Below are 26477 nucleotides of genomic sequence, written 5' to 3' on the forward strand. Positions count from 1 at the left end.
TCAGTTCTCCTTGGCAGTTTCAGCGTTCACAATGACGTCGGTGTCGACGTACACGTCGTCCCCCTCGACCGAGACGGCGTACACGTCCACCGGGGTGATGGCGGGCAGTGCGGTGGGCTTGCCGGTGCGCAGGTCGAAGGCCGAGCCGTGGAGCCAGCACTCGATGGTGCAGTCCTCGACCATTCCCTCGGAGAGCGAGACGGCGGCGTGCGTGCACAGGTCGGCGACCGCGTGCACGTCGCCGTTGGCCTGGCGGGCCAGCGCGACGAGCTCGCCACCGACCCGCACCTGCACGGCCTCGCCCGGGGTGAGGTCGTTCAGTGACGCGACGCGCTCGCGGGTCACTTGCTGTCCTCGGTGACCGCGCTGATCGCGGCCTCGGGCTCGCCGCCCAGCTCGGCCTCGATCGCGGTGAGCAGGCGCTCCTGCAGGTCGGGGACGCCGATCTTGTGGATCAGCTCGGCGAAGAAGCCGCGCACCACCAGGCGGCGGGCCTCCTCCTCCGGGATACCGCGGGCCTGCAGGTAGAACAGCTGCTCGTCGTCGAACCGGCCGGTGGTGCTGGCGTGCCCGGCGCCGAGGATCTCGCCGGTCTCGATCTCCAGGTTCGGCACCGAGTCGGCCCGGGTGCCGTCGGTCAGCACCAGGTTCCGGTTCATCTCGTAGGTGTCGGTGCCCTCGGCCGAGGCGCGGATGAGCACGTCACCGATCCAGACCGTGTGCGCGCCCTCGCCCTGCAGCGCGCCCTTGTAGACCACGTTGCTGCGGCACTTGGGGGCGCTGTGGTCGACGAAGAGCCGGTGCTCGTGGTGCTGCCCGGCGTCGGCGATGTAGAGGCCGGCCATCTCGGCGTCGCCGCCCGGGCCGGTGTACTCCACGTTCTCGACGAAGCGGACCAGGTCGCCGCCCAGGGTGACCTGGGTGGAGGCGATCGTCGCGTCCTTGCCCAGGCGCACGTTGACGTGCTGGGCGTGGACCGCGTCCCGGTCCCAGCCCTGCACGCCCACCAGCGTGAGCCTGGCGCCGTCGCCGACGAGCACCGACAGCACGCCGGAGTAGCGGGCGCTGCCGCTGTGCTCGATCACGATCTGCGCGCGGGAGTTGGCGCCGACGTCGAGGACGACGTGGCCCCAGACGATCTTGTCGCTGTCGTCACCGTGCAGCTTGATCACGACCGGCCGGTCGAGCTCGGCGTTCTGCTTCACCCGGACGACGACGGCGCCGTCCTTGGCGTTCTGCAGGGCCAGCGCACCGACCCGGTCGAACACCTTGGGCAGGGTGCGCAGGAACGGGTCGCCGGCGCCGACGGTGGTCAGCTCGACGCCCTCGGGCAGGTCGGTGGTCCAGGTCAGGTGGCCGTCGGAGGGCTGGTCCTCGAGCAGGCCGCGCAGCCGGTCCAGCGGGGTGAACCGCCACTCCTCCTCGCGCCCGGTCGGCGTCGGGAAGTCCGCGACGTCGAAGCTCGAGCGGTGCAGCTCGACCGGTCCGCCTTCGATCGTGTAAGTCTCAGTCATGGCTCTCTACTTGTGGTTTGAGGGTGGGGCAGGCGGGGCAGGGCGGACCTAGCCGACCGCGCCCTCCATCTGCAGCTCGATCAGGCGGTTCAGCTCGAGCGCGTACTCCATCGGCAGCTCCCGGGCGATCGGCTCGACGAAACCGCGCACGATCATCGCCATCGCCTCCTCCTCGGTCATGCCGCGCGACATCAGGTAGAACAGCTGGTCCTCGCTCACCTTCGAGACCGTGGCCTCGTGACCCATCGCGACGTCGTCCTCGCGGACGTCCACGTAGGGGTAGGTGTCGGAACGGCTGATCGTGTCGACCAGCAGCGCGTCGCAGCGCACGGTGCTGGCCGAGTGGTGCGAGCCCTCGAGCACCTGGATCAGGCCGCGGTAGGAGGTCCGGCCACCGCCGCGGGCCACCGACTTCGACACGATGCTCGAGGAGGTGTGGGGGGCGGCGTGCACCATCTTGGCGCCGGCGTCCTGGTGCTGGCCCTCACCGGCGAACGCGATCGACAGCGTCTCGCCCTTGGCGTGCTCGCCGAGCAGGTAGATGGCCGGGTACTTCATGGTGACCTTGGAGCCGATGTTGCCGTCGACCCACTCCATGGTGGCGCCCTCGGCCGCGGTGGCCCGCTTGGTGACCAGGTTGTACACGTTGTTCGACCAGTTCTGGATGGTCGTGTACCGGACCCGGGCGTCCTTCTTGACCACGATCTCGACCACGGCCGAGTGCAGCGAGTCGGAGCTGTAGATCGGCGCCGTGCAGCCCTCGACGTAGTGCACGTACGAGCCCTCGTCGGCGATGATCAGGGTGCGCTCGAACTGGCCCATGTTCTCGGTGTTGATCCGGAAGTAGGCCTGCAGCGGGATCTCGACGTGGACGCCCTTGGGCACGTAGATGAACGAGCCGCCGGACCAGACCGCGGTGTTCAGCGAGGCGAACTTGTTGTCGCCCACCGGGATCACCGTGCCGAAGTACTCCTGGAAGAGCTCCGGGTACTCGCGCAGGCCGGTGTCGGTGTCGACGAAGATGACGCCCTGCTTCTCGAGCTCCTCGTTGATCTGGTGGTAGACCACCTCGGACTCGTACTGGGCGGCGACGCCGGCGACCAGGCGCTGCTTCTCGGCCTCCGGGATCCCCAGCTTGTCGTAGGTGTTCTTGATGTCCTCGGGCAGGTCGTCCCAGGAGGTGGCCTGCTTCTCGGTGGAGCGCACGAAGTACTTGATGTTGTCGAAGTCGATGCCCGACAGGTCGGAGCCCCAGCTCGGCATGGGCTTCTTGCCGAACAGCTTCAGGCCCTTGAGACGCTGGTTCAGCATCCACTCCGGCTCGTTCTTCTTGGCCGAGATGTCGCGCACCACGGCCTCGGAAAGGCCACGCTGCGCGGCAGCTCCGGCGACGTCGGAGTCGGCCCAGCCGAACTCGTAGTTACCGAGGCCCTCGAGTTCAGGATGCGAAACGGTGCTCATCGGCTGCGTTCTCCTCGCAAGATGTGACGTCCGGCTCGACGCGTGCTGGCGGCCGGCTGGTCGCGGTGCTGGTGTTCGGGTTCTGGCTGAGCTTGGAGGTGACCGCGCTCAGAGGGATGTGGGTGGTGCAGACGTGCTCGCCGTGCGCCAGCGTGGCCAGACGCTGCACGTGGACCCCCAGAAGACTGGAGAACGCGTGCGTCTCGGCCTCGCACAGCTGCGGGAACTGCGCCGCGACCTGCTGCACCGGGCAGTGCCCCTGGCAGAGCTGCTTGCCGGTGACCTGGGTCTCGCCCCGCCGGCCCCGCTCCTCCACGGAGCGGACGCTGGCGGCGTACCCGTCGGTGCTGAGGGCCTGGGCCAGGGCCCCGGCCCGGTGGAGCGGATCGGCCCCGGCGGCCTCGACGGCCGGCCGGTACCGCTGGGCCAGCCGCTCGGCCCGCACGGTGGCGAACTCGCGCACCGCCTCGGGCCCGGCCGTCTCGGCCAGGAACTCCAGCAGGTGGACGGCCAGGTCGTCGTAGGCGGTCGACATGGCCGAGTGGCCGGTGTCGGTGAGCACGAACAGGCGGGCCGGACGGCCCCGGCGCCGCGGAGCTCCCTCCGGCGGGTCCCAGGTGCAGACCAGGCCCTGTTCGGTCAGGGTGTCGAGATGACGGCGCACCGCCGCGGGCGTCAGCCCCAGCGTGCCCGCCAGATCACTTGCGGTGACCGGACCGTGATGGAGGATCTCGCGGGAGACCCGGTCACGGGTCCCCCGGTCCTCCGTCCGATCGTCCAGATCAGTCTCCGCCATTTCCACCACATCAGTGTGACGTTATTCGGCGCCCGGCTCAAGCCGATCCGCCGGGGCAGGCGCTCACCAGTTCTGTCTGGTGCGTCACGGAAGGTAAACCTAACTACCACCGTCCCGGAACCCGTGCCGCACAAGGAAACCACGAATTGCCGGGCCCGCCGTGCGGGGCCGGAGCCACCGCGTCCGGCGCTCTTCCCTATGGTGGAGGTGTGCCAGGTTCTCCAGCGTCATCCTCGGGCAGCACCGGGGCCAACGGTGCCGCCGTCGAGGTGAGCGCCCTGGTGAAGCGTTACGGGACGAAGGTCGCCGTCGACGGCGCCTCGTTCACCGCCGCCGCCGGAGCGGTCACCGCCGTCCTCGGGCTCAACGGCGCCGGCAAGACCAGCACCATCGAGTGCTGCGAGGGGCTGCGCCGGCCCGACGGGGGCAGCGTGCGCGTGCTGGGCCGCGACCCGGTCACCGACGGTGCCTGGCTGCGCCCCCGGGTCGGCGTGATGCTGCAGGACGGCGGCATGCCCCAGGCCGCCCGGGCCGGCGACGTCCTCGAACTGGCCGCCGCGATGTACGCCCGGCCGCACCCGGTGAAGGACCTGGTCGAGACCCTCGACCTGGGTTCCCGGCTGCGTACCCCGGTGCGCCGCCTGTCCGGCGGCGAGCGTCAGCGCCTGGCCCTGGCGGTGGCCCTGGTCGGCCGCCCCGACGTGGCCTTCCTCGACGAGCCCACCGCCGGTCTCGACCCGCAGGCCCGGATCGCGGTCTGGGAGCTGATCGGCCGGTTACGCCGTTCGGGGGTGGCCGTGGTCCTGACCACGCACCTGCTCGACGAGGCGGAGCGGCTGGCCGACCACGTGGTGCTGATGGCCGAGGGCCGGGTGGTCGCCGCGGGCACGCCGGGCGAACTCACCGGCGGAACCGAACGCACCCTGAGTTTCGGGGCGCCGGCCGGTCTGGACCTGACCGAACTGGCCCCCCTGCTGTCCGCCGGGATCGCTGCCACCGAGGTGCGGCCCGGTCACTACGTGGTCGCGAACCGCACCCCTGAGGCCCATCTGCTCCCCGGCGACGTGGCCGCCACCACCGCGTGGTGCGCCCGGCTGGGGATCATGCCCGAGGGTCTGGTGCTCGGCCGGAGGAGTCTGGAAGACGTGTTCCTGGAGATCGCCGCCCGCCGCTCCGGCGCCGCACAGGTCGTAGGGGTGGTCGGGGCGTGAGTGCTCTGGAGATGACGGTGCCCGGTTCCCAGACGGCGCTCAGCGGCGACGGTGACGAGCGCGCGGCCCCGCCGCTGCGCCGGGTGCTGGCCCAGGCCCGGTTCGACGCCCTGGCCATGCTCCGCAACGGTGAGCAGCTCCTGCTCACCGTGATCCTGCCGTTGTTCGTGCTGGCCGGCCTGGCCCGCAGCGGAGTGGTCGACCTGGGCGAGGGCCGCCGCATCGACCTGGCCACCCCGGGTGTGCTGGCGCTGGCCCTGATCTCGACCTCGTTCACCGGCCAGGCGATCAGCACCGGCTTCGACCGCCGGGCCGGCCTGCTGCGTCTGCTGGGCACCACTCCCCTGGGCCGCTCCGGGCTGATCGCCGGCCGCCTCGGCGCGGTGGCCGCGGTCTCGGCGATCCAGGTGGTCCTGCTCGGTGCGGTCGGCCTGGCCCTGGGCTGGCACCCGGCCGCCTCCGGCCTGCTGCCCGCCCTGCTGGTCGGGGTGCTGGGCTCGGCCGCGTTCGTCAGCCTGGGCCTGCTGCTGGCCGGGACCCTGCGCGCCGAGGCCGTCCTGGCCGCGGCCAACCTGATCTGGGTGCTGCTGCTGGCCGGCGGCGGCGTGGTGCTGGCCGCCGACCAGCTCGGGCCGCTGGGCGACGTGGTGCGCTGGCTGCCCTCCGGTGCGCTCGGCGACGGCCTGCGCGTGGCCCTGACCGACGGAACCTGGCCCTGGGCCGACCTTCTGATCCTCTCCGCCTGGACCGCCGCGGGCACTGCGGCCACGATCCGCTGGTTCCGCTGGGACAGCTGACGTGCCCGTCCTGAGCCTGATCGCCTGCGCCGCCGGGGGTCTGGCCGGACTCCGCCCCGGCCTGGTCGAACCCCTGGCCGAGGCGGGCTGGCAGGTCGCGATCACGCTGACCCCCACGGCCGGCACCTGGCTCTCGGAAGACGGCGAGGCCGAAGCACTGGCCGAGCTCACCGGTCTGCCGGTGCGCTGGACCTCCCGTCGCCCCGGCCAACCCCGCCCCCACCCCGAACCGGATGTCTGCGCGGTGGTTCCGGCAACCGCGAACGCCGTGGCCAAGCTGGCCCTGGGCATCAGCGACAACCAGGCCATGACCGCGGCCAACGAGATGATCGGCCGCCCCGACGTGCCGGTGGTGCTGTTCCCTTGCATCAACCTCGCCCACACCCGCCACCCCGCCTGGCCCGGTCACATCGCCGCCCTACGCGCGGCCGACGTGCACCTGCTGACCGGCGAACACTGGTGGCCCCTTACTTCCCCCCGCCAGGAACCCGGCCTCCCCTGGGCCCGCATCCTCACCGAGATCCAGACCGCCCTACCCCGCCCCTGACCTACCCCTGCGTTCCGAAACGCAGCGATAAGCAAGTCACGGGCCACCTCTCATCGAGACCCAGCGGCAAGGCCGGAACGATCTACGGCCTACACCTCAACAAAGTGTCGCTATAAGGCTCCTTATTCATACCTAGGCGCCTGAACAATCGATCAAAAGCCTGTTATCACGTAGAGGCAGGCGTTCACGAGTGCCAGGTTCGTACCCACTCGTGGCGCCAGGTGCACCCCGCCGGTACGCACCGCCTCACGGGCCACCGGCGTTCGCCCCGGGTCGACGCAGACCAGTGCGGCAGCACGGTCGGGACGCTCCCGCCTCGACCCACACCCAGACCAACCGCGAATTAGCTCCCGACCACCCCGGCGGGCACCCACCAGCCCCGAGCCCCGAGCCCCGAGCCCCGAGCCCCGACGCCACCCCTAACAGCCCAAGGCTGGCGCACCAGAAGCACCACCCAACCCTCCGCGGCCTCGCAGATCACTCTAGACGCGACCTCCTATTCAGGATACGTTCCCTTCATAGATGGATCCAATCTGCGTCGATTGCTATCCAGGCTGTCCCCTGCCGACCTGCCCGTCTCGTAGGAGCTCTCATGCCGCGACCCGCCAGCGCCGCACCCCAGCCGTCCTCCGGATCCACCCCCGAAGACGTCTCGCGAAGGACCATGCTCCGTGGAGCCGGCCTTCTCGGGATGGGCCTGACCTTCGGCCTCAGCGGCCTGCTCTCGGCCTGCGGCGTGGCCGCGGGCGACGACACCGCCGAGGCCGGCGAGAACCGGACCGGGGGCACACTCACGCTCGCCGTCGACGGCACCAGCGCGGTGAACGACCCGGCGTTCTACACCACCCTCGGCGACTGGATGGCGGTCGACTGCATCTGCCGCGGCCTCACCTTCATCGACTTCGAGAGCAACGAGCCGCAGCCGGACCTGGCCGAGTCCTGGGAGGTCTCGGACGACCAGCTCACCTACACCTTCAAGCTCCGCAGCGGGGTGAAGTTCCACGACGGAACCGATTTCACCTCCGCCGACGTGCTCGCCAGCCTCGGCCGGCAGTTCGACGAGAACGACAAGACCCTCCCCGAGGGCTCCTCCCGCCCGCTGCGCAGCCTCGGCGACAACGTCAAGTCGCTGACCGCCCCCGACGACCTCACCGTCCAGATCGTGCTCGGCGTGCCGGACCGGATGATGCTCTCCGACCTGTCCGACATCGGCGGCCGGATCATCTCCAAAGCCGCTCTGGACAAGGCCGGTTCGGACATCGGCAAGGCGCTGGTCGGCACCGGCCCGTTCAAGTTCGTCTCGGCCACCCCCGGCCAGTCGGTCGTGCTCGAGGCGTTCGACGGCTTCCGGCTCGGCCGCCCGCCGATCGACCGCCTCGTCCTGCAGCAGGTCACCGATCCCTCCACGATCGTGAACTCGCTCATCTCGGGCGACATCTCGGCCACCCAGTTCACCCCGTACTCCTCGCTGCAGTCGCTGGAGAAGAACGACGCGGTCACCGTGCAGGACACCACCATGGGCTTCGACGCGATCATGCTGATCGACGCCCGCCGGATCACCGAGCTGGAGGTCCGCCAGGCGATCAACCTGGCGGTCAACCGGGAGGCCATCGTCTCCCAGGCGTTCTTCGGAAAGGCCCAGCTGCCGGAGGGTTACACCATCCCGCCCTCGCAGGACGGCTACGACCCGAGCCTGGCCGACCTCAGCGCCTACGACCCGGCGAAGGCCAAGCAGCTGATCGAGCAGGCCGGCGCCACCGGGCGCACCGTGCACCTGATGGCGGCCAGCGACAGCTGGCACCCCAAGGCCCAGCAGATCGTCGAGCAGAACCTCACCGACATCGGGCTGAAGGTCGAGGTCACCTCGGTCGACCCGGCCACCTACTTCGGGCGGGTCACCGATCCCGAGGACGACGCCCACGACCTGATGATCTGGGAGCGCAACTCCTACGTCCCCGACCCGGACAACATGGTCGGCTCGATGGCCAGCCCGTCCGGCGTCTACGGCGACTACGCCACCGGCATGGTCACCCTGAAGGGCGCCGAGAAGTTCGCCGACGAACTGTTCGCGGCCAAGAACCTCGAGGTCGGCGACGAGCGCACGGCCACCTACAGCGACATCCAGCGCCGCTGGGCCGAGCAGTACATGACGCTGGTGATGCTCGCCTACTCCACCAACCCGGTGGTCAGCGGCGCGAACGTCCAGGGCATCAGCCCCAACGCGCTGGGCAACCACCGGTGCTTCATGGAGAAGGCGAGTGTCTGACCTGCTGAGGAACCGCCGGATCGCCACGAACTGGCTGTCGATGCTGTCGTGGCTGATCCTGGCGTTCTTCGTCCTCGTCGCGCTGTTCGGCCCGTTGCTGGTCAGCGCCGACCCGGTGCGCCAGAGCAGCGACCCGTTGCTGCCGATCGGCAGCGGCGGGCACCTGCTGGGCACCGACGACCTGGGCCGTGACGTGCTGGCCCGGCTGGTGCACGGCTCCCGGCCGCTGCTCACCGTGGCCGTGCTGGCCACCGCCCTGGCCACGCTGATCGGCCTGCTGGTGGGGGTGGCCGCCGGGTACTTCGGCGGTCTGGTCGACCAGGCCGTGATGCGCACGGTCGACCTGGCCCTGGCCTTCCCGTCGATCCTGCTGATCATCCTGCTGGTGGCCGGCGCCGGGGCCGGCCCGACCACGCTGGTGATCGGCATCGGGGTCTCGCTGGCGCCGGGGCTGGCCCGGCTGGCCCGGGCGCTGAGCGCGCGGGAGGCGGCCCGCGACTACGTGCTGGCGTCGAAGCTGGGCGGCAGCCGGGGCCCACGGATCATGCTGCAGGAGATCCTGCCGAACATCGCCGGGCCGATGATGGCGCAGGTGGTCATGACCCTCTCGATCGCCGCCGGGTTCGCGGCCGGTCTTTCCTACCTCGGGCTGGGCATCCCGCCGAGCACCCCCGACTGGGGAAACATGGTGCAGGCCGGGCAGGAGTTCGTGCTCACCACCCCGTCGCTGACCGTGCTGCCCGCCACCGCCACCCTGATCTTCGTGGTCGCCTGCAACTTCGCCGGTGACGACCTGCGCGACGCGCTCGACCCCCGGGGGCTCACGTGACCATCGCTCCAGTCTCCCGGGTTTCGGCCAAGCAGCCCGGTAAACGCCTGCAGCGGGCCACCACCGGCTTGCCTCGGATGATCGCGCTGCGCCTGCTCACGGTACCTCTGGTGCTGTGGGCGCTGGCCACCCTGGTCTTCGTGGCCCTGCGGCTGCTGCCCGGATCGCCCGCCAAATCCCTGGCTGCGGGCGGCGCCTCGGACCAGACCGCGGCGCAGATCACCGCCAACGCCGAGGAGATCACCCGCAACCTGGGTCTGGACAAGTCGCTGCCCGAGCAGTACCTGATCTATCTGAAAGACCTGCTGAGCGGCGACTTCGGCGAGTCCTACTTCGGTGGCAACGACGTGCTCGGCCTGATCGGCAACGCGCTGCCGGCCACGATCGAGCTGACCGTGGCGGCCATGCTGATCGCGGTCGCGATCGGCGGCGTCACCGGGTTGTGGGCGGCGCTGCGCAAGGACACCTGGGTGGACACCGCCACCCGGGCCGCCGCCACCGTCACCTTCAGCCTGCCCTGGTTCGCCCTGGGCGTGCTCGGCATCGTGGTGTTCGGCGTGTGGCTGGGCTGGCTGCCGGTGATCGGCCGGGTGCCCAACCGCCTGGAGTACGACCCGTTCACCAACTTCGTCCTGCTCGACGCGATCCTGCAGGACCGGCCCGAGCTGATCTGGCCGTGGATGCAGCACCTGATCCTGCCCGCCTCCACCCTGGCCCTGTCCACCGCGGGTTTCATCACCCGGATCGTGCGGGCCAGCGTGCTGGAGGTGCTCGGCGACGACTTCGTGCGCACCGCGCAGATGAAGGGCCTGGACGAGCAGCAGGTGGTGCGCCGGCACGTGCTGCGCAACTCCGCACTGCCGATCATCACCGTGCTCGGCCTCCAGTTCGGCACTCTGCTGGGCGGTTCCACGGTCACCGAGACCGTCTTCTCCTACCCCGGCGTGGGCGTGCTGCTGGTCGACGCGGTGCTGCAGCGCGACTACCCGGTCGTGCAGGGCGCCGCCCTCGCGATCGCCCTCCTGTTCACTTTGGTCAATGCGGCCGTGGACGTCCTGTACCTGGTGCTGGACCCGCGGCTGGGAGAGAGCTGAGATGGAAATCGTTCTCGTGCACGGCGCCGGCGGTACCCCCACCACCTGGACCCTGGTGCTTCCAATGGTGGACGAACGTGGGCACGCGGTCACGGCGGTCACCAATCCGTTGACCTCCCTTGAGGACGACATCGCCACCACCACGGCGTGGATCGACGAAAACACCACCGAAGACGTCCTGCTGGTCGGCCACTCCTACGGCGGGGCGGTGATCACCGGAGCCGGCCACCACCCGAGGGTCAAAGGTCTGGTCTACGTGGCGGCCTGGGCGCCGGACGAGGGCGAGTCGATCCAGGACATCCTGGTGAACTATCCCGAAGCACCGGTGAGCAAGCACATGGGCCGCGGGCCGAACGGCGAGTGGTTCTCCCAACGCACGCCGGAGTACTACGCGGAGATCGCCTGGGACCTGCCGGAAGAGCGCCGTACGGTCTGGGACGGCGAGTCCCGCAAGAGCTCCAACCTGATCTTCGAGCAGAAGTCCGCCTCCCCCGCCTGGCGGGCGAAGCCGGCCTGGTACCTGGTCGCCGCCCAGGACAAGACCCTTCGGGTGGACACCCAGCGCGACATGGCGGCACGGATCGGCGGCCCCACCTACGACGTGGACGGCAGCCACTTCGTGCCGCAGGTCAGCCCGGGCCGGGTCGCCGACCTGATCGACGAGGCCGCGGAAGCGCTCTCGTGAGCACCGTTCTCAGCATCCGCGACCTCAGGGTCGAGTTCGACGTACCGGCCGGCCGGCTGCCCGCGGTGAACGGGGTGAGCCTCGACCTGCAGGCCGGCGAACTGCTGGCGCTGGTCGGCGAGTCCGGCTCGGGCAAGTCCGCCCTGACCATGGGCCTGACCGGGCTCAACCGCGGCCCCCGCAGCCACATCTCGGGCACCGCCGACTACCAGGGCACCGACCTTGTCGCGGCGAACACCCGGCAGCTGCAGAAGATTCGCGGGGCCGGTATCGCCGTGGTGTTCCAGGACGCGCTGGCGGCCCTGAACCCGGTGCAGCGGGTGGGCCGGCAGGTGGCCGAGATGATCCGGCAGCACCAGGACATCAGCAAGGCCGACGCCACCCGCAAGGCCGAGGACCTGCTCCGGGACGTGGGTATCGCCAACCCGGCCCAGAGCGCCCGGGCCTACCCGCACCAGCTCTCCGGGGGCATGCGCCAGCGCGTGATGATCGCCATCGCGCTGGCCAACGACCCGGGGGTGCTGATCGCCGACGAGCCCACCACCGCCCTCGACGTGACCATCCAGGCCCAGGTGCTGGCCCTGCTGAAGCGGATGCAGTCCGAGCACGGCAGCGCGATCGTGCTGATCACCCACGACCTGGGCGTGGTGGCCGAGGTGGCCGACCGGATCGCGGTGATGTACGCGGGGCGGATCGTCGAGATCGGCACCCGCGACGAGGTGCTGGGCAACCCGCAGCACCCGTACACGATCGGTCTGCTCAACTCCATGCCGCGGATCGAGGGCCCCCGGCCGAAGCGGCTCAGGGCCATCCCCGGCAGCCCGCTCACCGGTGTGAACCGGCCCGAGGGCTGCGCTTTCGCCCCGCGTTGCCCGCAGGCCGAAGACGGCTGCACCCAGCGGCCGGAACTGGAGCAGCGGCACGGCGAACCGGGTCACCTGGACGCCTGCCTGCGCAACGACGAGGCCCGGAAGGCCGGTGCGGCATGAGCACCCCGCTGCTGAAGCTGACCGGCCTGCGGGTCGAGTACACCCGCCCGGGCGGCCGCCGGGTGCGGGCCGTGCGCGACGTCGACCTGGAGATCGCCGAGGGTGAGACCCTCGGCCTGGTCGGCGAGTCCGGCTGCGGAAAGTCCAGTCTCGGCCGGGCCGTGCTGCGGGCGATCGAGCCCCAGGCCGGGCGGATCGACTTCCTCGGGCTGGACATCACCCACCTGCGCGGGGCCGCGCTGCGCCGGGTCTGGGCCGACCTGCAGATGATCTTCCAGGACCCGTTCGGCTCGCTCAACCCGCGCCGGAAGATCGTCGACATCATCGCCGAGCCGGTGATGCGGGCTCGCGGCGCCACCCGCGCCGAGGCCGAGGACCGCGCCGGCGAACTGCTCGACCTGGTCGGCCTGGGCCGCGAGGCCGGGCACCGCCGCCCGCGGGAGTTCTCCGGCGGTCAGCGACAGCGCATCGCCATCGCCCGGGCCCTGGCCCCCTCGCCCCGGTTCGTGGTGGCCGACGAGCCGGTCTCCGCCCTCGACGTCTCGATCCAGGCCCAGGTGGTCAACCTGCTCGCCGACCTGACCGAGGAGAGCCGGCTGACCTGCCTGTTCATCTCGCACGACCTGGGCGTGGTGCGGCAGCTGGCCGACCGGGTGGCGGTGATGTACCTGGGGCAGATCATCGAGGTCGCCGAGCGCGACGCGTTCTTCGCCGGCCCGGCGCACCCCTACAGCAGTGCCCTGCTGGCCTCGGTGCCCCGGGTCACGGCCAAGGCCGAATCCCGGCCGGCCCAGTTGCCGGGCGACCCGCCGGACCCGGCCGACCCGCCCAGCGGGTGCCTGTTCTCCACCCGCTGCCCCAAGGTCACCGACCTGTGCCGCACCGAGCAACCGGTGCTGCGGGAACTCGAGCCGGGACGAAGCGTCCGTTGTCATTTTCCGCTAGCCACAGCAGGTCTGGAAACCAGCAAGGAGCACGCCCACAGTGATCATTGATGCCTACAACACCACCCAGGACGTCCGGGGCCGCTCCGACTACCTGACCGGCGCCCGGCCGGGCGAGAAGCCCCCGGCCCACGTGCCCTTCGACCCGCAGCGGATCCTGACCCGGATGGACGCCGCCGGGGTGGACATGGCGATGGTGTGCTCGCTGGCCCAGCGCATCGAGAACGACTTCCTGATCGGCATGGTCGCCGAGTTCCCCGACCGGTTCATCGGTTTCGGCCAGGTGATGCCCCAGGCCGACAACGCCCTGGAGGAGATCGAGCGGTTCGCCGCGGCCGGCCTGAAGGGCCTGAAGCTGCACCCGAGCATGCACGGCTACCACGTGGCCGACCACGGCCTGCTCGACCCGGTCTTCGAGAAGTGCGCCGAGCTGGGCCTCCCGGTGCTGATCAACGCGCTCGACGACGCGTTCTGCGCCCCGCTGGCGATCGAGGAGATCGCCAAGGACCACCCGGGCGTGCCCACGATCATCGCGCACATGGGCGCGGTCTGGAACGTGCCCGAGGCGATCATCGTGGCCGAGCGCCAGCCGCACGTGTACCTGGAGACCTCGGCCACCCTGATGAGCGACGTGAAGCGGGCCTACGCCCGGCTCGGCGCCGAGAAGATCCTGCTGGGCAGCGAGTGGCCGGGTTCGGACTTCGACCTGGAGCGGATGAAGATCGCCAAGGCGATCCCCGACGAGGCCGACCGGGCCCTGGTCGAGGGCGGCAACTTCGCGAAGATCCTCGGTCTGTGATCACCCGCCTGGTGGCCCCTTCGGCCATGTCCGCGGCCGACGTCGAACTGCTCGAACGGGCCCAGGACGTCCTGGGCCGGGTCTGGGTGGACGGTCGCCACGAAGTCGCCACGGCTTTGCGGACGAGCGACGGCGCCATCCACACCGGCGTACACGTGGAGGGTTCCTGCCGACGTAGTTCGATCTGCGCTGAGGGGGTGGCCATGGGGACGGCCGTGGGCGCGGGCGTGCTGTCTATCGAGGCCGTGGTGTCGGTCCAGATCAAACCCGCCGACCGGTTCCGAGTCATCGCCCCCTGCGGGGTGTGCCGGGAACTGATCAGCGACTACTGCCCCGACGCGCGGGTCTGGGTGACCGCGGGCGAAGAGATCAAGGCTTACGCCGCGCTCGATCTCCTGCCGGAGAAGAGCAGACGCAAATGGTGAATGGAGGACGTTCGTGAGCGACTTGGGTGGCTCGGGTGGCACTGGCAGCCCGGTGCGTTGGGAACAACAGACCTGGCCGGAAGCCGGCGAGGTGGTGAAACGCACCGACGCCGTGATCATCCCGGTGGGGGCGATCGAGCAACACGGCCCGCACCTGCCCCTGGCCGTGGACACGCTGATCTGCCAGGCCGTGGCCGAGGGGGTCTCGGCCCTCACCGGCGTCCCGGTGCTCCCGCCGGTCACCTACGGGGTCTCCGGTTCGCACGGCGACTTCCCCGGCACGGTGGCGCTGCGCCCCGAGACGCTGATCGCGGTGATGGAAGACCTGATCGACTCGCTGTACGCCTCGGGCGTACGACAGTTCGTTCTGCTGAACGGGCACATCTGGAACAACGGTTCGCTCGACGTGACCGCTGAGAAGCTGCGGGTGCGGCACAAGGACGCCCGGGTGCGGGCGCTGGGCTACGTGACCATGTACCCCGGCCCCGAAGTGAACGGCCGGGTGCAGTTCGGCCGGGGCCTGATGCACGCCAACTTCTTCGAGACCTCGGTGATGCTGCACCTGCACCCCGAACTGGTGCACATGGAGAGGGCCACTTCCCACGTGGACGTGGACTCGTTCTGGGACTACCGGATGGACCAGGTCAGCGACACCGGCGTGTGGGGCCGCGAGGTGGCCGAGGCCGACCCCGACCATGGCAAGACCGAGTTCGAACGGTGCGTACGCACCACCGCCGAGGCGGTGGCCAAGGCCGTGGCCGAGTCCTGGCCCGACCCCACGCACCGCCCCAGCGTCTAGGAAGGAACCCGCATGAAGATCTACGACATCACCCTGCCCATCCACCCGAAGATGCTGCACTGGGGCCGCAAGCCCGAGGTCGAGGTGGTCGAGTCGGTGGCGAACGGCGACGCCAGCAACGTGACTCGCTGGCGCATCGGCGCTCACACCGGCACCCACGTGGACGCGCCCGCGCACTTCGTCGACGGTGCCACCCCGATCGACAAGGTCTCGCTCTACTCCCTGGTGGGCCCGTGCATCGTGGCGGACCTGACGCACGTGGAAGGCGAGGTGCTGCCCGAGCACTTGGAGGCCGCCGGGGTGGCCGGGCACAAGCGCGTCCTGCTGAAGACCACCAACTCGGCCGGCCCGCTCAAGCAGACCGAGCGCGCCGAGACCTGGGTGGGCGTGGGCCCGGAGGCGGCCAAGTGGCTGGTGGCCAACGAGGTCGAGCTGATCGGCACCGACTACATGACCCTGGAGCACCACACCCGCACCGACACCTGGGACTCCCACCACGTGCTGCTCAACGCGAACGTGCTGATCCTGGAGAACGCCGACCTGGACGAGGTGGCCCCCGGGGAGTACGAGTTGGTGTGTCTGCCGGCCAAGCTGGTCGACGCCGACGGCTCGTTCACCCGGGCCATCCTGATCGAGCGCTGAGGTAAGGAAACCGAGATGACTGGTGTAGCGATCGCGGCCCCCCACTCCGACGCGGTCACCGCCGCCGAGGCCGTGGTGAGCAAGGGGGGTGGGGCGGTAGACGCGGCGATCGCCGCCGCTGCCGCCCTGACCGTGGCCTACCCGCACCAGTGCTCGATCGGCGGTGACCTGATCGCGCTCTTCCGCTCCCCCGACGGCGAGGTCCGCGCCGTGCTCTCGGCCGGGGCGGCAGCCGCCGGATTCGACGTGACGGCGGTTGCCGGGCTGGACCGGATGCCGCCCGGTGGGCCACTGGCCATCACCGTTCCGGGCGTGGTGGCGGGCTGGGCCCGACTGGCCGAACTGGGCGCCCGCCTGCCGCTGGGCGATCTGCTCCAGCCCGCGATCGGGCTTGCCCGCGACGGCGTGGCCGTGAGCCCCGGCCTGGCTCGGGGTACACACGACCGCCTCGCCGTGGTCCGCCAGGATCCCGGCCTGTCGGCGCTGGTACTCGACGAGGCGGGCGAACCGCTCCCCGTCGGCGCGACGCTGCGGCAGCCGGTTCTGGCCGCCACGCTCACCGAAGTCGCCGGAGACTGGAAGTCGTTCTACACCGGACCTCTGTCGCAACGCGTAGCCGCGGCCCTGGAGAAGTTCGGCAGCCCCCTGCGGGCATCCGATCTGGCGGCGCACGAACCCGAGGTCTGCGAACCACTTTCAACAACTAAGGACGGGGTGGTCTGGTCAGTCGCTCCCCCACCCAGTCAGGGGGCGGCTCTGCTGGCAGTGCTCGCGGCTGCCCCCGCAGAACGACTGGCCGCCGCACGCGAGGCAGAACTACGTAGGGACGCTCTCCTCGGCGATCCGGCCATGGGCCCGATCGATGTGGCTGGGTTGCTCGGAGCAGCCTCCCGGTCGGTCGAGGCTCTTCCCACCGGCCCGAAACCGGCCGGGGACACGGTCGCCGTGACCGCCGTGGCCGAGGACGGCAGCGCGGTCACGCTGATCCAGAGCGTGTTCCAGACCTTCGGCTCCGGCCTGCTCGACCCGGGCACCGGCATCGTGTTCCACAACCGCGGCTCGGCCTTCAGCATCGACCCGGACCACCCCGGCCGGGTCCGGCCCGGCGCCCGCCCACCGCACACGCTGTGCCCGGTGATCGCGGTGTCGGACGAGAGCGTGCTCGCGCTGGGCTGTCAGGGCGGCCGGGCCCAGGCGTGGATCCTGTCGCAGGTGGCCGAGGACGCGATGGTGGCGCCGAACCTGCGGGCCGTACTCGACCGCCCGAGGTGGGTTATCGGCTCCCGGGACATCGACATGCCCCGCCCCACCCTGCTCCTGGAGCCTGGGGTGCCCACAGCAGAAGCCCTGGAGGCAGCCGCCGACAGCCTGGGGCTCGACGTGGTGACCTCAGAGACCAAGCGCGACGACGCCGGCCACGTCCAGGCCTGCAGACTGGATCGGCGCCCCCGACCGGACACCCTGCTGGACGCGGCGCCGGACGGGGCGCTGAATGCGGCGCTGGATGGGGCGCTGGATGCGGTGCCACGCCCCGGCGGCCAGACGGGACCGGATAGCCACGCCGAACCGGGTAGCCAAACCCAACCCGGTAGGGAGGCTGAGCCGGCCCAACCGAGTCAGTCGAAGGCAGGAAAACTCTTGGCCGCAGCCGACCCCCGCGCAGACGGGCTGGGTGCTGTCTTCACCGCGAACTGAGGCCCGCCTCGCCGGGAACACCGATAACTGCCACGGCTCCACTCACCACCAAACCACCGCCCCGCCATCGCAGACCCGATCGCGCCGCCGTCCAGATCACCTCCGGCCCGAACCCAAGAACCACCGCGCCACCAGAGCCGCCCGCACCACCCACAACGGCCCGCACCACCCCAGCCACCTGCACCGCACAGCCACCCGCACTACCGCACCACCACACGGCCACCCGCACCACCCCACAGCAGCCCGCACCACCACAGCCGCCCTCACCGCTCAGAGCAGCCCGCACCGCCCGCAGTCACCCGCACCACTCCCCGCACCACCCACAGCGGCCCGCACCCGACTGCCCACCCGACACCGACACCGCCGTTCCCGCACATCAACACGGCCCACCCACCACCAAACACATCAAACGGCAGTACCGAGCCGTGATCCGGACCGCCCCTCGGCCATGAGTGGACCCCCATGCCTGACACCCTCATCACCGGCACGATTCACACCCTCGCCCCGCTCGCCAGTGGCATCCCTCCCGTGGTCGAGGCCGTCGGGGTGCGCGACGGCCGGATCGTGAACTGGGGCTCCCCGGGCTGGGTTCGGGCCGATCTGGGTGGCCGGGTGAGCGAGGTCGACCTTCCGGGAACAACGGTACCCGGCTTCACCGACAGTCATGTGCATGTGCTCTGGGCCGGGCGGCGGGCCGATCGGTGCGATCTGACCGGCGTCCGCAGTGGTGCTGAAATCGGCCAGCGCCTCAGTGAATACGGTCAGCAGCATGCGGGCTGGATCGAGGCGGATGCCGAGTTCGAAGCCATCGACCTGAGCGAGCGGCGCCTGCCTGACCGCCACGACCTCGACCGGGCCTGCCCCGGGCGTCACGTGGTGCTCGACCGCAAGGGGCACGACGCGATCGTCAGTACTGCGGTGCTACAGGCAGCCGGGATCGACGCAACCACGGCTGACCCACCTGGCGGGCGGATCGAGCGGGACGCCGACGGCTCGCCGACCGGGCTGCTGATCGAGCATCCGGCCGTCGATCTGGCCCGGAAGGTTCAGCCCGAGCCGGATCTGGCCACCCGGCAGCGCTGGATCGAATTAGGGCAGGCCGAGCTCCTCAGTCTGGGCATCACCACGGCGATGGATCCGGCGGTCAGCCTGGCCGAACTCCCGGCCTGGGTGGCCGCGGCCCGCAACAACCGGCTTCGGCAGCGGGCGGTGGTGATGCCGCGGGGTGACGACGCGATCGGCCCTGACAAGATTGCCGATGCGATCAAGAACCTGGACGCGTTCGACCAAGAGTGGCTGCGGATCGGTCCGACCAAGCTGTTCTTGGACGGCGGGGGTTCGCTGGGTACGGCCTGGCGTTCCACCCCGTGGCCCGGAACCGACGGCTATCACGGCAATCAGAGCATCATGCTGGAAACGCTGCGGGCGCACTGCGCGGCGGAGGTGAACGGGCGCGGGGTGGGGGTGCACGCCGTGGGCGACGCCGCGATCGACGCGGTGCTGGACACCCTCGAGGTACTGAACTGGACTGGCGATCAACCTTACCGCGGCACCGGTTTTCACATCATCCACGGCTATCTCTCCCCGGGCCGGGCCGCGATGGAGCGGGCCGCCCGTCTCGGCGTGGCGGTCTCGGCCCATCCGGCGCTGCAGTGGAGCTTCGGCACCGCGCTGATCGACCGGCTCGGAGAGGCCGAAGCCGCCGTGGCCAACCCGCTGCGCGCCTGGCTGGACGCCAACGTGCTGGTCGGCGGCGGCAGCGACGGGCCGGGCCCGCCGATGTCCCCGCTGTTCGGCATGTGGCAGGCCCGCACTCGCCGGGTTCGTGACCGGGCCGAGGCTCTCGGCCCCGAGCAGGCCGTCGACGCCGCCGAGGCCCTGGCCCTGTTCACCTCGGGTGCCGCCGCGGTCACCGGCTCGGCCACCCACCTGTTCCGCGGCGGCCCAGCCGATCTCGTGACCCTCGACGTGAACCCGCTCTTCTGTGAACCCGACGCACTGCTCGAGGCGAGCGTCCAGGCCACGGTGGTGGCGGGCGTCCTCAATTAGACAATCAGAGGAAACGCCCGCCGGAAGCCGACAAGAACGCTTCGTCGGTCTGCCTCAACACCCGTAAAACGTTGCGTCCGCACAGGTCTGCCAGGTCTGATGCGGTCCAGCCCCGACGCGCCAGCTCTTCCAGGAGCTTCGGATAGCCTGACACGTCTTCCATCCCAGCCGGGAACGTGGGCGCGCCGTCATAGTCGCCGCCCAGACCCACGTGCGCCAATCCGGCGACGGAGCGGACATGTTCGACGTGGTCAGCGGCCTGTTCGATGGTGGGCAGGGGTTCTGGGCTGCTCCGGTCGGTGTACCACCAGTCTGCCGCCTCCTGCGAGAGGAACGACGAGACGAACGAGACCATCTGCACGCCGCCGTTCTCGGGGAGACGGGCGATGACGTCGTCGGGGACGTTGCGCACGCTGGAAGAGAGCGCAGTGCAGGAGGAGTGCGAGAAGATGACCGGCGCGGTGGACACGTCCAAGGCCTGATGCATGGTCGCGTGCGAGACGTGCGACAGGTCGACCAGCATGCCCAGCCGGTTCATCTCGCGTACGTACTGCACCCCGCGCTCGCTGAGCCCGCCGTGCACCGGGGTGTCGGTGGCCGAGTCGGCCCAGGTGGTGTTGGCGAAGTGGGTGAGGGTGAGGTAGCGCACCCCGAGCCGGGCGAACATCCTCAGCACGCCGGGAGAGTCGTTGAGCGAGTGCCCGCCCTCGGCGCCGAGGAGCGAGGCGATCCGCCCCTCGCCCTGGGCCTGCTCGACCTCGGCGGCGGTGCGGGCCAGGGCGAAGTGCTGCGGGTGCTCACCCACCAGCCGGTACACGAAGTCGATCTGCTCGAGCGTGGCCTGCACCGCGGCCGCCCCCTCCAGGTCGGAGGGCACGTAGACCGACCAGAACTGCCCCTGCACCCCGCCGGCCCGCAGCCGCGGGACGTCGGTCTGCAGACCCGCGACCGAGCTGTCCAGACCGTCCGTGCCGTAGCCACGTTCCTCGCGACTGGCCCAGGGCAGGTCGTTGTGCCCGTCGATCACACCACACAGCGCAAGGGCTTCCGCCACCACCTGATTCATTGCCTCAGGCTAGCCAGCCAGCTCTCGGACTCGCGCGGCAGGTCCGGGGACATTTCTCAACCCCGCTTGGCCAGACCGCTGCGCTCGCGGTCGAACACCAACCGCACCAGGCGCTCGGAGTCGATCGGTGAGATGTCGGTGAACTCGGCCCGGAACCCCTGTGGCGTCTGCTCCACCACCAGGAGCAGGGCCGGCACCAGATCGCCGTTGGGCAGGGTGATCTCGCCGTACAGGGTGAGCCCTTCGGCCAGCGGCCGGCCCTGCTCCAGGTCGACGCAGACTCCGCCGGCCGAGACCGAGGTGGTGGTGCCGACCAGGTCGGCCTGGGCGCCGTCGCCCGGCCCCAGCGCGGCCAGGTAGCCGGGGCTGCGCCGACGGCCGCGGGGAGTGGTCGGCGGCCTCTGCATCAGGGTGCCGCGGAACTCCAACTGCACGGGCCCACGGACGTTCTCGCGTCGTTGGTCGGTCAGCGCGGCCGCCCGGATCGCCCGGGTGGGCCTGGCGCGCGGTGCGCGCAACGTCAGATCGGCCTCGGTGACGACGAGTTCGGCCTCCACGCGAAGCGGCCCGTCTTCCGCCGGGATCTCCACCACCACCCGCAGACCGGCGTCCACCAGGCTTTTCAGGTGTTCCAGATCGGCCAGCACCGGCACGGCCCAGCCCGCTCGGCCCACGTCGACGCCGCGCAGTACCCGCAACGTCACGCCGACCTCGCCCGAGCGCACCACCAGCCTGCTGCCCGCGGCGACCGACGCCATCTGCAACTCCCACCCTCGACCCAGCCAGCACCTGCCCGGTCCAGTGTGCGCCGGTCACCGCCCGTGCCGATCCGGCCCGCCGGGCAATCACCCGTTAGCAGCAACCGGTGACCAGGAGGCTCAGGCCTTGGCCGGGTCGAGCACCTTGTCGATCAGGTACACGGTGGCGTTGGCGGTCTTGATCCCGCCGCAGACCACGTTCGCGTCGTTGACCTTGAGCTCGTTGCCCGAGCCGGACACCTTCACCTTGCCGCCCTGAACGGTCACCTGTTCGCCGACCACCTTGCCGGGCGCCAGTTCCCCGGCCACCACGTGGTAGGTGAGGGTGGCCACCAGCGCCTGGTCGTCCTTCTTCAGCCGGCTCAGGCGCTTGGCCGGGACTGCGGCGAAGGCGGTGTCGACCGGGGCGAAGACCGTGTACTCGTTGCCGTTCAGGGTGTCGACCAGGTCGACCTTCTTGTTCAGCTTGCCCGACACCGCGGCGGTGAGCTGCTTCAGCATCGGGTTGTTGGAGGCCGCGGTGGCCACCGGGTCGTTGGCCATCGCCTCGACCGAGCCCTTGCCGGTGGGCACCTGGGTGGCGTAGGCGGAACAGCCCGGGCCGACCAGGTTGGCCATCTCCACCGACTGGTTGGCGGCGGCGGTGGTGCGGGAGGCACTCGGCGTGGTCTCGCTGCCCTCGTCACTGTCGCTGCTGCACGCCGCCAGGGCGAGGGTGGCCGCGACAGCGGCCCCGGCGGCGAGCGTACGGCGGATCGACGGGTTCATCTCAGGCAAAGCCTTCCCTAGTAAACGCCCGGCGGGGAGCGGGTTTCCGATGAACCAGGATCCCCGCCCCGGCGCCGGGCGCCGGCGAGCAACACACCCGGTGCGCTGCTCGTCCGATCACCCGAGGAAGGCCGTCAGGTCGCCGCCAGGCGGACCACCGCCGGTGTGGTGGGCTGCTTCGAGCCGCCCTCGGGCTCGACCGAGACCGCGAGCTGGGCGTCGGTGGGGATGTCGCTCATGAAGGCCGACCCGTCGCCGTTCTCCAGCTTCAGCATCCCGCCGGACGTCACCTGGCCGTCGGACCCGATCACCCACATCTGGTAGCCGTGCCCGTGCGGCGCGTCCGGTACCCCGGTGGCGGCCAGCACCGCGTCGCCCTCGGCCATCACCATGGTGGCGGTGCCACCACCGGTGACGGTGTGGTCGACCTCCACCCGCTCGGGCGAGGTCAGCACCCGGGCCATGCCGTCGGCCAGGTTGCGCGCGTCTTCGGCGGCCTGGTGCTGCTGCCAGGCGACTCCCCCGAGGGTGGCCCCGGCGGCGATCAGCAGGGCGGCTGCGGCGCCGGTGAGCGCCTGCCGCCACGACGGGCGCCGCACCACGCGGGAAGACCGGGCCGGCAGCTGACGGGTCCGCGACACCTCGGCCATCACCCGCTGGTGCAGGCCGTGCGGGGCGGGCTGGGAGACCCGGTCGGCCAGGGAGGCCGCTGCCTCGGAGAAGTCGCGTACCTCGGCCGCGCAGGCCGGGCACTCGCGCAGATGGTGCTCGAACCGCCGCTGCTCGACCTCGTCGAGCGCGTCCAGCGCATAGGCCGCAGAAAGATCGTGCAGGTCAGGCATCCGAACCCACCCCCAGGCAGTCGCGCAGGCGGATCAATCCGTCCCGCATCCTGGTCTTCACCGTGCCGAGCGGCAGTTCCATCACGTCGGCCACGTCGGAGTAGCTGCGCCCGCCGTAGTAGGCCAGCGTGACCGTCTCGCGCTGACGCGGGGTCAGCCCGTCCAGGCAGTGCCGCACCCGCTCGGCCTCCAGGCGGCGTTCCACCTTCTCCACCACTTCGTCGTACTCACGCTCGTTGCTGCGCGCGGCCACCGCCTGGTCGCGGTTACGGGAGGCCTGCGAGCTGCGCACCCGGTCGACCGCGCGGCGGTGGGTCAGCGTGGCCACCCAGGCCCGCGCGCTCCCCCGGGCCGCGTCGAAGCGGGCGGCGCTGCGCCAGATCTCCAGCAGCACCTCCTGGGCCACTTCCTCGGCCTGGTGCGGATCCCGCAGCACCGACCGGGCCAGGCCGAAGACCACGTCCGCGACCCGGGCGTAGACCTGCTCGAAGGCCGCCTCGTCGCCCCGGCCGACCCGGCCCAGGAGCACCTCGGTCGTCTCCGCGGCGTCCGGCCCGCGGGCCGGGACCGGTACGGGCTCTCGCCGTCCCACCATCTGCGCACTGCCCTTCCACGGCCGTTCTCCTGCGAGGTCGGCGCAAGTTCGGCGCCGACCGGGGCGGCGGATTGGTGCAGGTTACCGGTGGATCAGCGGGCGGGACGAAGCTCACAGCCAGTCGTTGCGCTTGAACAGCGCCCACAGCCCGACGCTGATCGAGACGATCAGCGTCAGCGCGTAGGCGTAACCGTACTTCCAGCCCAGCTCCGGCATGTGCTCGAAGTTCATCCCGTAGACCCCGGCGATCGCGGTCGGCACCAGCCCGATCGCCGCCCAGGCGGAGATCTTGCGCATGTCGTTGTTCTGCCGCATGGCCACCTCGTTCTGGGTCACCGAGAGCCGGGCCACGTTGGCCTGCAGCACGTCCGAGAGCAGGCTGTCCTGCCGCTCGATCTCGTCGGTCACCCGCATGATGTGGTCGTGCACGTCGCGGAAGTACTTGCGCGCGCTCTTGTCCGACCCCGGCACCCCGCCGGTCATCAGCTTGAACATCGGCTCCCCGAGCGGCAGCACCGCCCGGCGGAACTCCAGCACCTCGCGTTTGAGCTTGTAGATCCGCTCGGTGTGGTCGCCCTCCCGTAGGCCGAACACCTGCTGCTCGATCTGCCCGATGTCGTCGTCGATCGAGGCGGCGACCACCTCGTACTCGTCCACGATCAGGTCGGCCACCCGGTGCAGCACGGCGATCGGGCCGCGCTCGCTGGCCTCCAGCCGGCCGGCGTCCAGTTCGCGCCGCACCCGGCTGAGCACGTCGGTCTGCCCGTGCCGCACCGAGACCAGGAAGTGCTCGCCGACGAACAGCGCGATCTCCTCGACCTCGACGATCTCCTCGCTGTCCACGTAGCGCACCGGCCGCAGCACCATGAACGAGACCTTCTCGTCCTCGTACACCTCCAGCTTGGGCCGCTGGAGGGCGTTGATCGCGTCCTCCACCGCCAGCGGGGGCAGCCGGAACTCGCCGGCGACGTGCTGCACGTCCTCGGCCGAGGGGTTCTGCAGTCCGATCCAGACGAACCCGTTGGTGCGCCGGGCCGCCTGCGCGGCCTGCTGCATCGGCAACCGGGTGCTGCTGCGCAGTCCGGTCTCGTAGACCGCGCAGTCGCCGATCACGTCCTCCACGTTGCGGTGCCGGGTCCGGCGGGGGATGCCGTTCTCGTGGCCGTTGTCGTCCACGACGCCGTTCAGGCCCTGCGGATCCCGGTCGTCCACGACGAAACTCCCCCACAGCGGTGCCGACAGCTCCCGCACCCGGCGCAGCCGGTGCAGTGCCTTACCCGACCACCGGGCCGGTGGTGTCGTGCCCTCGAACCAGCGCGTCGGCGTCTTCAATGCGGTGTTCTCCCAGCGAACGATCTACGGCAGCGCCCAAGTGTGCACCGGTTCGTTCGCATGCATGCCCTCGCAGTACTGCTCCACCATCCGGCGCAGGGCCTCGGCCCGTTCCATGCCTGAGCGCCCGGACGTGCCGTGCTCGAGCCGCTCCACCGCCGCCACCTGCCAGGACGCGCCGTTGCGGCCGGACTTGACCCGCCCCTCGACGATGCCCAGGTACCGATCCACATCCTCGGCGGGCACCCCGGCGGACTGGAGCCCCTCGGCCGCCATCGGCAGCAACCGGCGCAGCACCAGCTCGTCCACCCCGGTCTGGCCCAGCTGCGGCGAGTACACCGTGGCGTCCAGACCGTCTTTCGCGCACGCCAGGAAGTTCTCCTCGGCCGCCGCGAAGGACATCTTGGACCAGGCGGGCCGCCCGTCGTCCATCAGCGAGCGCAGTGCCCCGTGGAAGAACGCCGCGTTGGCCACCGTGTCGACCACCGTGGGCCCGGCCGGCAGTACCCGGTTCTCCACCCGTACGTGCGGCTCACCGTCGACCACCGCGTAGATCGGCCGGTTCCAGCGGTAGACCGTGCCGTTGTGCAGCCGCAGCTCCTGGAGCGTGGGCGCGCGGCCCGCGTCCAGCTCGGCCACCGGGTCCTCCTCGCTCAGTTCCGGCAGCAGCGAGGGGAAGTACCAGCCGTTCTCGGCGAACAGGTCGAAGATCGAGGAGATCCACTTCTCGCCGAACCAGACCCGCGGGCGCACCCCCTGGTTCTGCAGTTCCTGCGGGCGGGTGTCGGTGGCCTGCTTGAACAGCTCGATCCGGGTCTCGGCCCAGAGCCGGCGGCCGAAGAAGAACGGGGAGTTGGCGCCGACCGCCAGTTGCGGGCCGGCCAGGATCTGCGCGGCGTTCCAGGCCCGGGCGAAGTCTTCGGGCTGCACCTGCACGTGCAACTGCACGCTGGTGCAGGCCGACTCGGGCGCCAGCGAGTTCGCGAAGGTGGACAGGCGCTCCACCCCGTGGATGTCCAGGTGCAGGTTCTCGCCCCGGGCGGCCAGGATCGAGTCGTTCAGCGCCTTGTAGCGCGGCGAGGGAGTCATCCACTCCGGGTCGCTCAGGTGCTCGGGCATCGTGGTGGGCAGGATGCCGACCATGACGATGTGCGCACCGTTGCGGTTGGCGGCCTGCTCGGCGTTGTTCAGCACCTCACGCAGCCGGGTCTCGGTGCCGGCCAGGTCGCTCAGCGGCGAGGGCTCGACGTTGAGTTCGATGTTGTAGGCGCCCAGCTCGGTCTGGAAGTTCGGGTCGCCGATGCCCTCCAGCACGGCGGCGTTGCTCAGGGTCGGCCGGAAGTCCGGGCCGACCAGGTTGAGCTCCATCTCCAGCCCGGTCATCGGGCGGTCGTCGTCGAACGGCCAGGTGGCCAGCAGGCGCTCGAAGACGTCCAGGCAGAGGTCGACTTTCTCGCGGTAGCGCTGCCGCTCCTCGGCCGAGTAGCGGATCGCCGAGATCTCGTCACCCATACCTCGACCAAACCACACCTTCGCGGCCCTGGCGAGGGGAGATGATCTACGAAGGCGCCGGG

General features: G+C 70.6%; 26 protein-coding genes. 15 read left to right on the forward strand and 11 right to left on the reverse strand.

Going from position 1 to position 26477, the window contains the following annotated elements:
• The 4 genes from LWF15_RS28510 to LWF15_RS28525 are packed head-to-tail and all read right to left on the reverse strand — an operon-like array spanning position 1 to position 3771.
• Positions 1-345 carry a non-heme iron oxygenase ferredoxin subunit gene (locus LWF15_RS28510; RefSeq protein ID WP_232814046.1) on the reverse strand — a complete coding sequence of 115 codons (345 nt, stop codon included), beginning with the start codon at positions 343-345 and terminating at the stop codon, positions 1-3.
• Positions 342-1514, reverse strand: coding sequence for a Fe-S cluster assembly protein SufD (gene sufD, locus LWF15_RS28515; protein ID WP_232814047.1), 1173 nt, complete (start codon positions 1512-1514; stop codon positions 342-344). Before sufD ends, LWF15_RS28510 begins: the two co-directional genes overlap by 4 nt.
• Before the next feature lie 48 nt (positions 1515-1562).
• Complete coding sequence (gene sufB, locus LWF15_RS28520) at positions 1563-2975, reverse strand: Fe-S cluster assembly protein SufB (protein ID WP_232814048.1); 1413 nt, start codon at positions 2973-2975, stop codon at positions 1563-1565.
• Positions 2953-3771, reverse strand: coding sequence for a helix-turn-helix transcriptional regulator (locus LWF15_RS28525; protein ID WP_232814049.1), 819 nt, complete (start codon positions 3769-3771; stop codon positions 2953-2955). Before LWF15_RS28525 ends, sufB begins: the two co-directional genes overlap by 23 nt.
• Before the next feature lie 209 nt (positions 3772-3980).
• Here LWF15_RS28525 and LWF15_RS28530 point away from each other — a divergent pair, with 209 nt between their 5' ends.
• From LWF15_RS28530 to LWF15_RS28600, 15 genes are all read left to right on the forward strand, one after another.
• Positions 3981-4982 (forward strand): ABC transporter ATP-binding protein, encoded by a 1002-nt coding sequence (locus tag LWF15_RS28530; RefSeq protein ID WP_232814050.1) that lies wholly within the window; start codon positions 3981-3983, stop codon positions 4980-4982.
• An 11-nt stretch (positions 4983-4993) separates the two neighbouring features.
• The gene (locus LWF15_RS28535; protein WP_269810993.1) at positions 4994-5779 is read left to right on the forward strand and encodes an ABC transporter permease; all 786 of its coding nucleotides are present in this window, start codon (positions 4994-4996) and stop codon (positions 5777-5779) included.
• Between the two features lies 1 nt (position 5780).
• Positions 5781-6326 (forward strand): flavoprotein, encoded by a 546-nt coding sequence (locus LWF15_RS28540; RefSeq protein WP_232814052.1) that lies wholly within the window; start codon positions 5781-5783, stop codon positions 6324-6326.
• A gap of 592 nt (positions 6327-6918) precedes the next feature.
• Positions 6919-8592 (forward strand): ABC transporter substrate-binding protein, encoded by a 1674-nt coding sequence (locus LWF15_RS28545; protein WP_232814053.1) that lies wholly within the window; start codon positions 6919-6921, stop codon positions 8590-8592.
• Entirely contained in the window at positions 8585-9421 is an 837-nt protein-coding gene (locus LWF15_RS28550) for an ABC transporter permease (RefSeq protein ID WP_232814054.1), read from the forward strand. The genes LWF15_RS28545 and LWF15_RS28550 overlap by 8 nt, the downstream gene beginning before the upstream one ends.
• The gene (locus tag LWF15_RS28555; protein WP_232814055.1) at positions 9418-10515 is read left to right on the forward strand and encodes an ABC transporter permease; all 1098 of its coding nucleotides are present in this window, start codon (positions 9418-9420) and stop codon (positions 10513-10515) included. The genes LWF15_RS28550 and LWF15_RS28555 overlap by 4 nt, the downstream gene beginning before the upstream one ends.
• 1 nt (position 10516) lies before the next feature.
• Positions 10517-11200, forward strand: a complete 684-nt coding sequence (locus LWF15_RS28560; RefSeq protein ID WP_232814056.1) for an alpha/beta fold hydrolase — start codon at positions 10517-10519, stop codon at positions 11198-11200.
• Positions 11197-12189 (forward strand): ABC transporter ATP-binding protein, encoded by a 993-nt coding sequence (locus LWF15_RS28565; protein WP_232814057.1) that lies wholly within the window; start codon positions 11197-11199, stop codon positions 12187-12189. Before LWF15_RS28560 ends, LWF15_RS28565 begins: the two co-directional genes overlap by 4 nt.
• Positions 12186-13184, forward strand: a complete 999-nt coding sequence (locus tag LWF15_RS28570; RefSeq protein WP_232814058.1) for an ABC transporter ATP-binding protein — start codon at positions 12186-12188, stop codon at positions 13182-13184. Before LWF15_RS28565 ends, LWF15_RS28570 begins: the two co-directional genes overlap by 4 nt.
• Positions 13174-13932 (forward strand): amidohydrolase family protein, encoded by a 759-nt coding sequence (locus tag LWF15_RS28575; protein WP_232814059.1) that lies wholly within the window; start codon positions 13174-13176, stop codon positions 13930-13932. The genes LWF15_RS28570 and LWF15_RS28575 overlap by 11 nt, the downstream gene beginning before the upstream one ends.
• Entirely contained in the window at positions 13929-14357 is a 429-nt protein-coding gene (locus tag LWF15_RS28580) for a cytidine/deoxycytidylate deaminase family protein (protein ID WP_232814060.1), read from the forward strand. The genes LWF15_RS28575 and LWF15_RS28580 overlap by 4 nt, the downstream gene beginning before the upstream one ends.
• Positions 14358-14370: 13 nt before the next feature.
• Positions 14371-15156: a creatininase family protein gene (locus tag LWF15_RS28585; RefSeq protein WP_232814061.1), complete on the forward strand. Its 786-nt coding sequence runs from the start codon at positions 14371-14373 to the stop codon at positions 15154-15156.
• Positions 15157-15168: 12 nt separating this feature from the next.
• A complete protein-coding gene (locus LWF15_RS28590) occupies positions 15169-15798 on the forward strand; it encodes a cyclase family protein (protein WP_232814062.1) in 630 nt (209 codons plus the stop codon).
• Positions 15799-15813: 15 nt separating this feature from the next.
• Entirely contained in the window at positions 15814-17493 is a 1680-nt protein-coding gene (locus LWF15_RS28595) for a gamma-glutamyltransferase (RefSeq protein ID WP_232814063.1), read from the forward strand.
• Between the two features lie 462 nt (positions 17494-17955).
• Positions 17956-19542, forward strand: a complete 1587-nt coding sequence (locus LWF15_RS28600) for an amidohydrolase (protein ID WP_232814064.1) — start codon at positions 17956-17958, stop codon at positions 19540-19542.
• A 4-nt stretch (positions 19543-19546) separates the two neighbouring features.
• Here LWF15_RS28600 and LWF15_RS28605 read toward each other — a convergent pair whose 3' ends face one another.
• From LWF15_RS28605 to LWF15_RS28635, 7 genes are all read right to left on the reverse strand, one after another.
• Positions 19547-20608 carry a dipeptidase gene (locus tag LWF15_RS28605; protein WP_232814065.1) on the reverse strand — a complete coding sequence of 354 codons (1062 nt, stop codon included), beginning with the start codon at positions 20606-20608 and terminating at the stop codon, positions 19547-19549.
• A gap of 56 nt (positions 20609-20664) precedes the next feature.
• Positions 20665-21366 carry a PilZ domain-containing protein gene (locus LWF15_RS28610; protein WP_232814066.1) on the reverse strand — a complete coding sequence of 234 codons (702 nt, stop codon included), beginning with the start codon at positions 21364-21366 and terminating at the stop codon, positions 20665-20667.
• A 120-nt stretch (positions 21367-21486) separates the two neighbouring features.
• Positions 21487-22134: a fasciclin domain-containing protein gene (locus tag LWF15_RS28615; RefSeq protein WP_232814067.1), complete on the reverse strand. Its 648-nt coding sequence runs from the start codon at positions 22132-22134 to the stop codon at positions 21487-21489.
• 134 nt (positions 22135-22268) lie between these two features.
• Positions 22269-22976, reverse strand: a complete 708-nt coding sequence (locus LWF15_RS28620; RefSeq protein WP_232814068.1) for an anti-sigma factor — start codon at positions 22974-22976, stop codon at positions 22269-22271.
• The gene (sigK, locus tag LWF15_RS28625; protein WP_232814069.1) at positions 22969-23571 is read right to left on the reverse strand and encodes an ECF RNA polymerase sigma factor SigK; all 603 of its coding nucleotides are present in this window, start codon (positions 23569-23571) and stop codon (positions 22969-22971) included. Before sigK ends, LWF15_RS28620 begins: the two co-directional genes overlap by 8 nt.
• A gap of 111 nt (positions 23572-23682) precedes the next feature.
• Positions 23683-24903 carry a magnesium and cobalt transport protein CorA gene (locus LWF15_RS28630; protein ID WP_232814070.1) on the reverse strand — a complete coding sequence of 407 codons (1221 nt, stop codon included), beginning with the start codon at positions 24901-24903 and terminating at the stop codon, positions 23683-23685.
• A gap of 24 nt (positions 24904-24927) precedes the next feature.
• The gene (locus LWF15_RS28635) at positions 24928-26415 is read right to left on the reverse strand and encodes a glutamate-cysteine ligase family protein (protein ID WP_232814071.1); all 1488 of its coding nucleotides are present in this window, start codon (positions 26413-26415) and stop codon (positions 24928-24930) included.
• Positions 26416-26477 lie beyond the last annotated feature (62 nt).

The sequence above is a fragment of the Kineosporia rhizophila genome (genome assembly GCF_021277265.1).
Taxonomy (GTDB): domain Bacteria; phylum Actinomycetota; class Actinomycetes; order Actinomycetales; family Kineosporiaceae; genus Kineosporia; species Kineosporia rhizophila.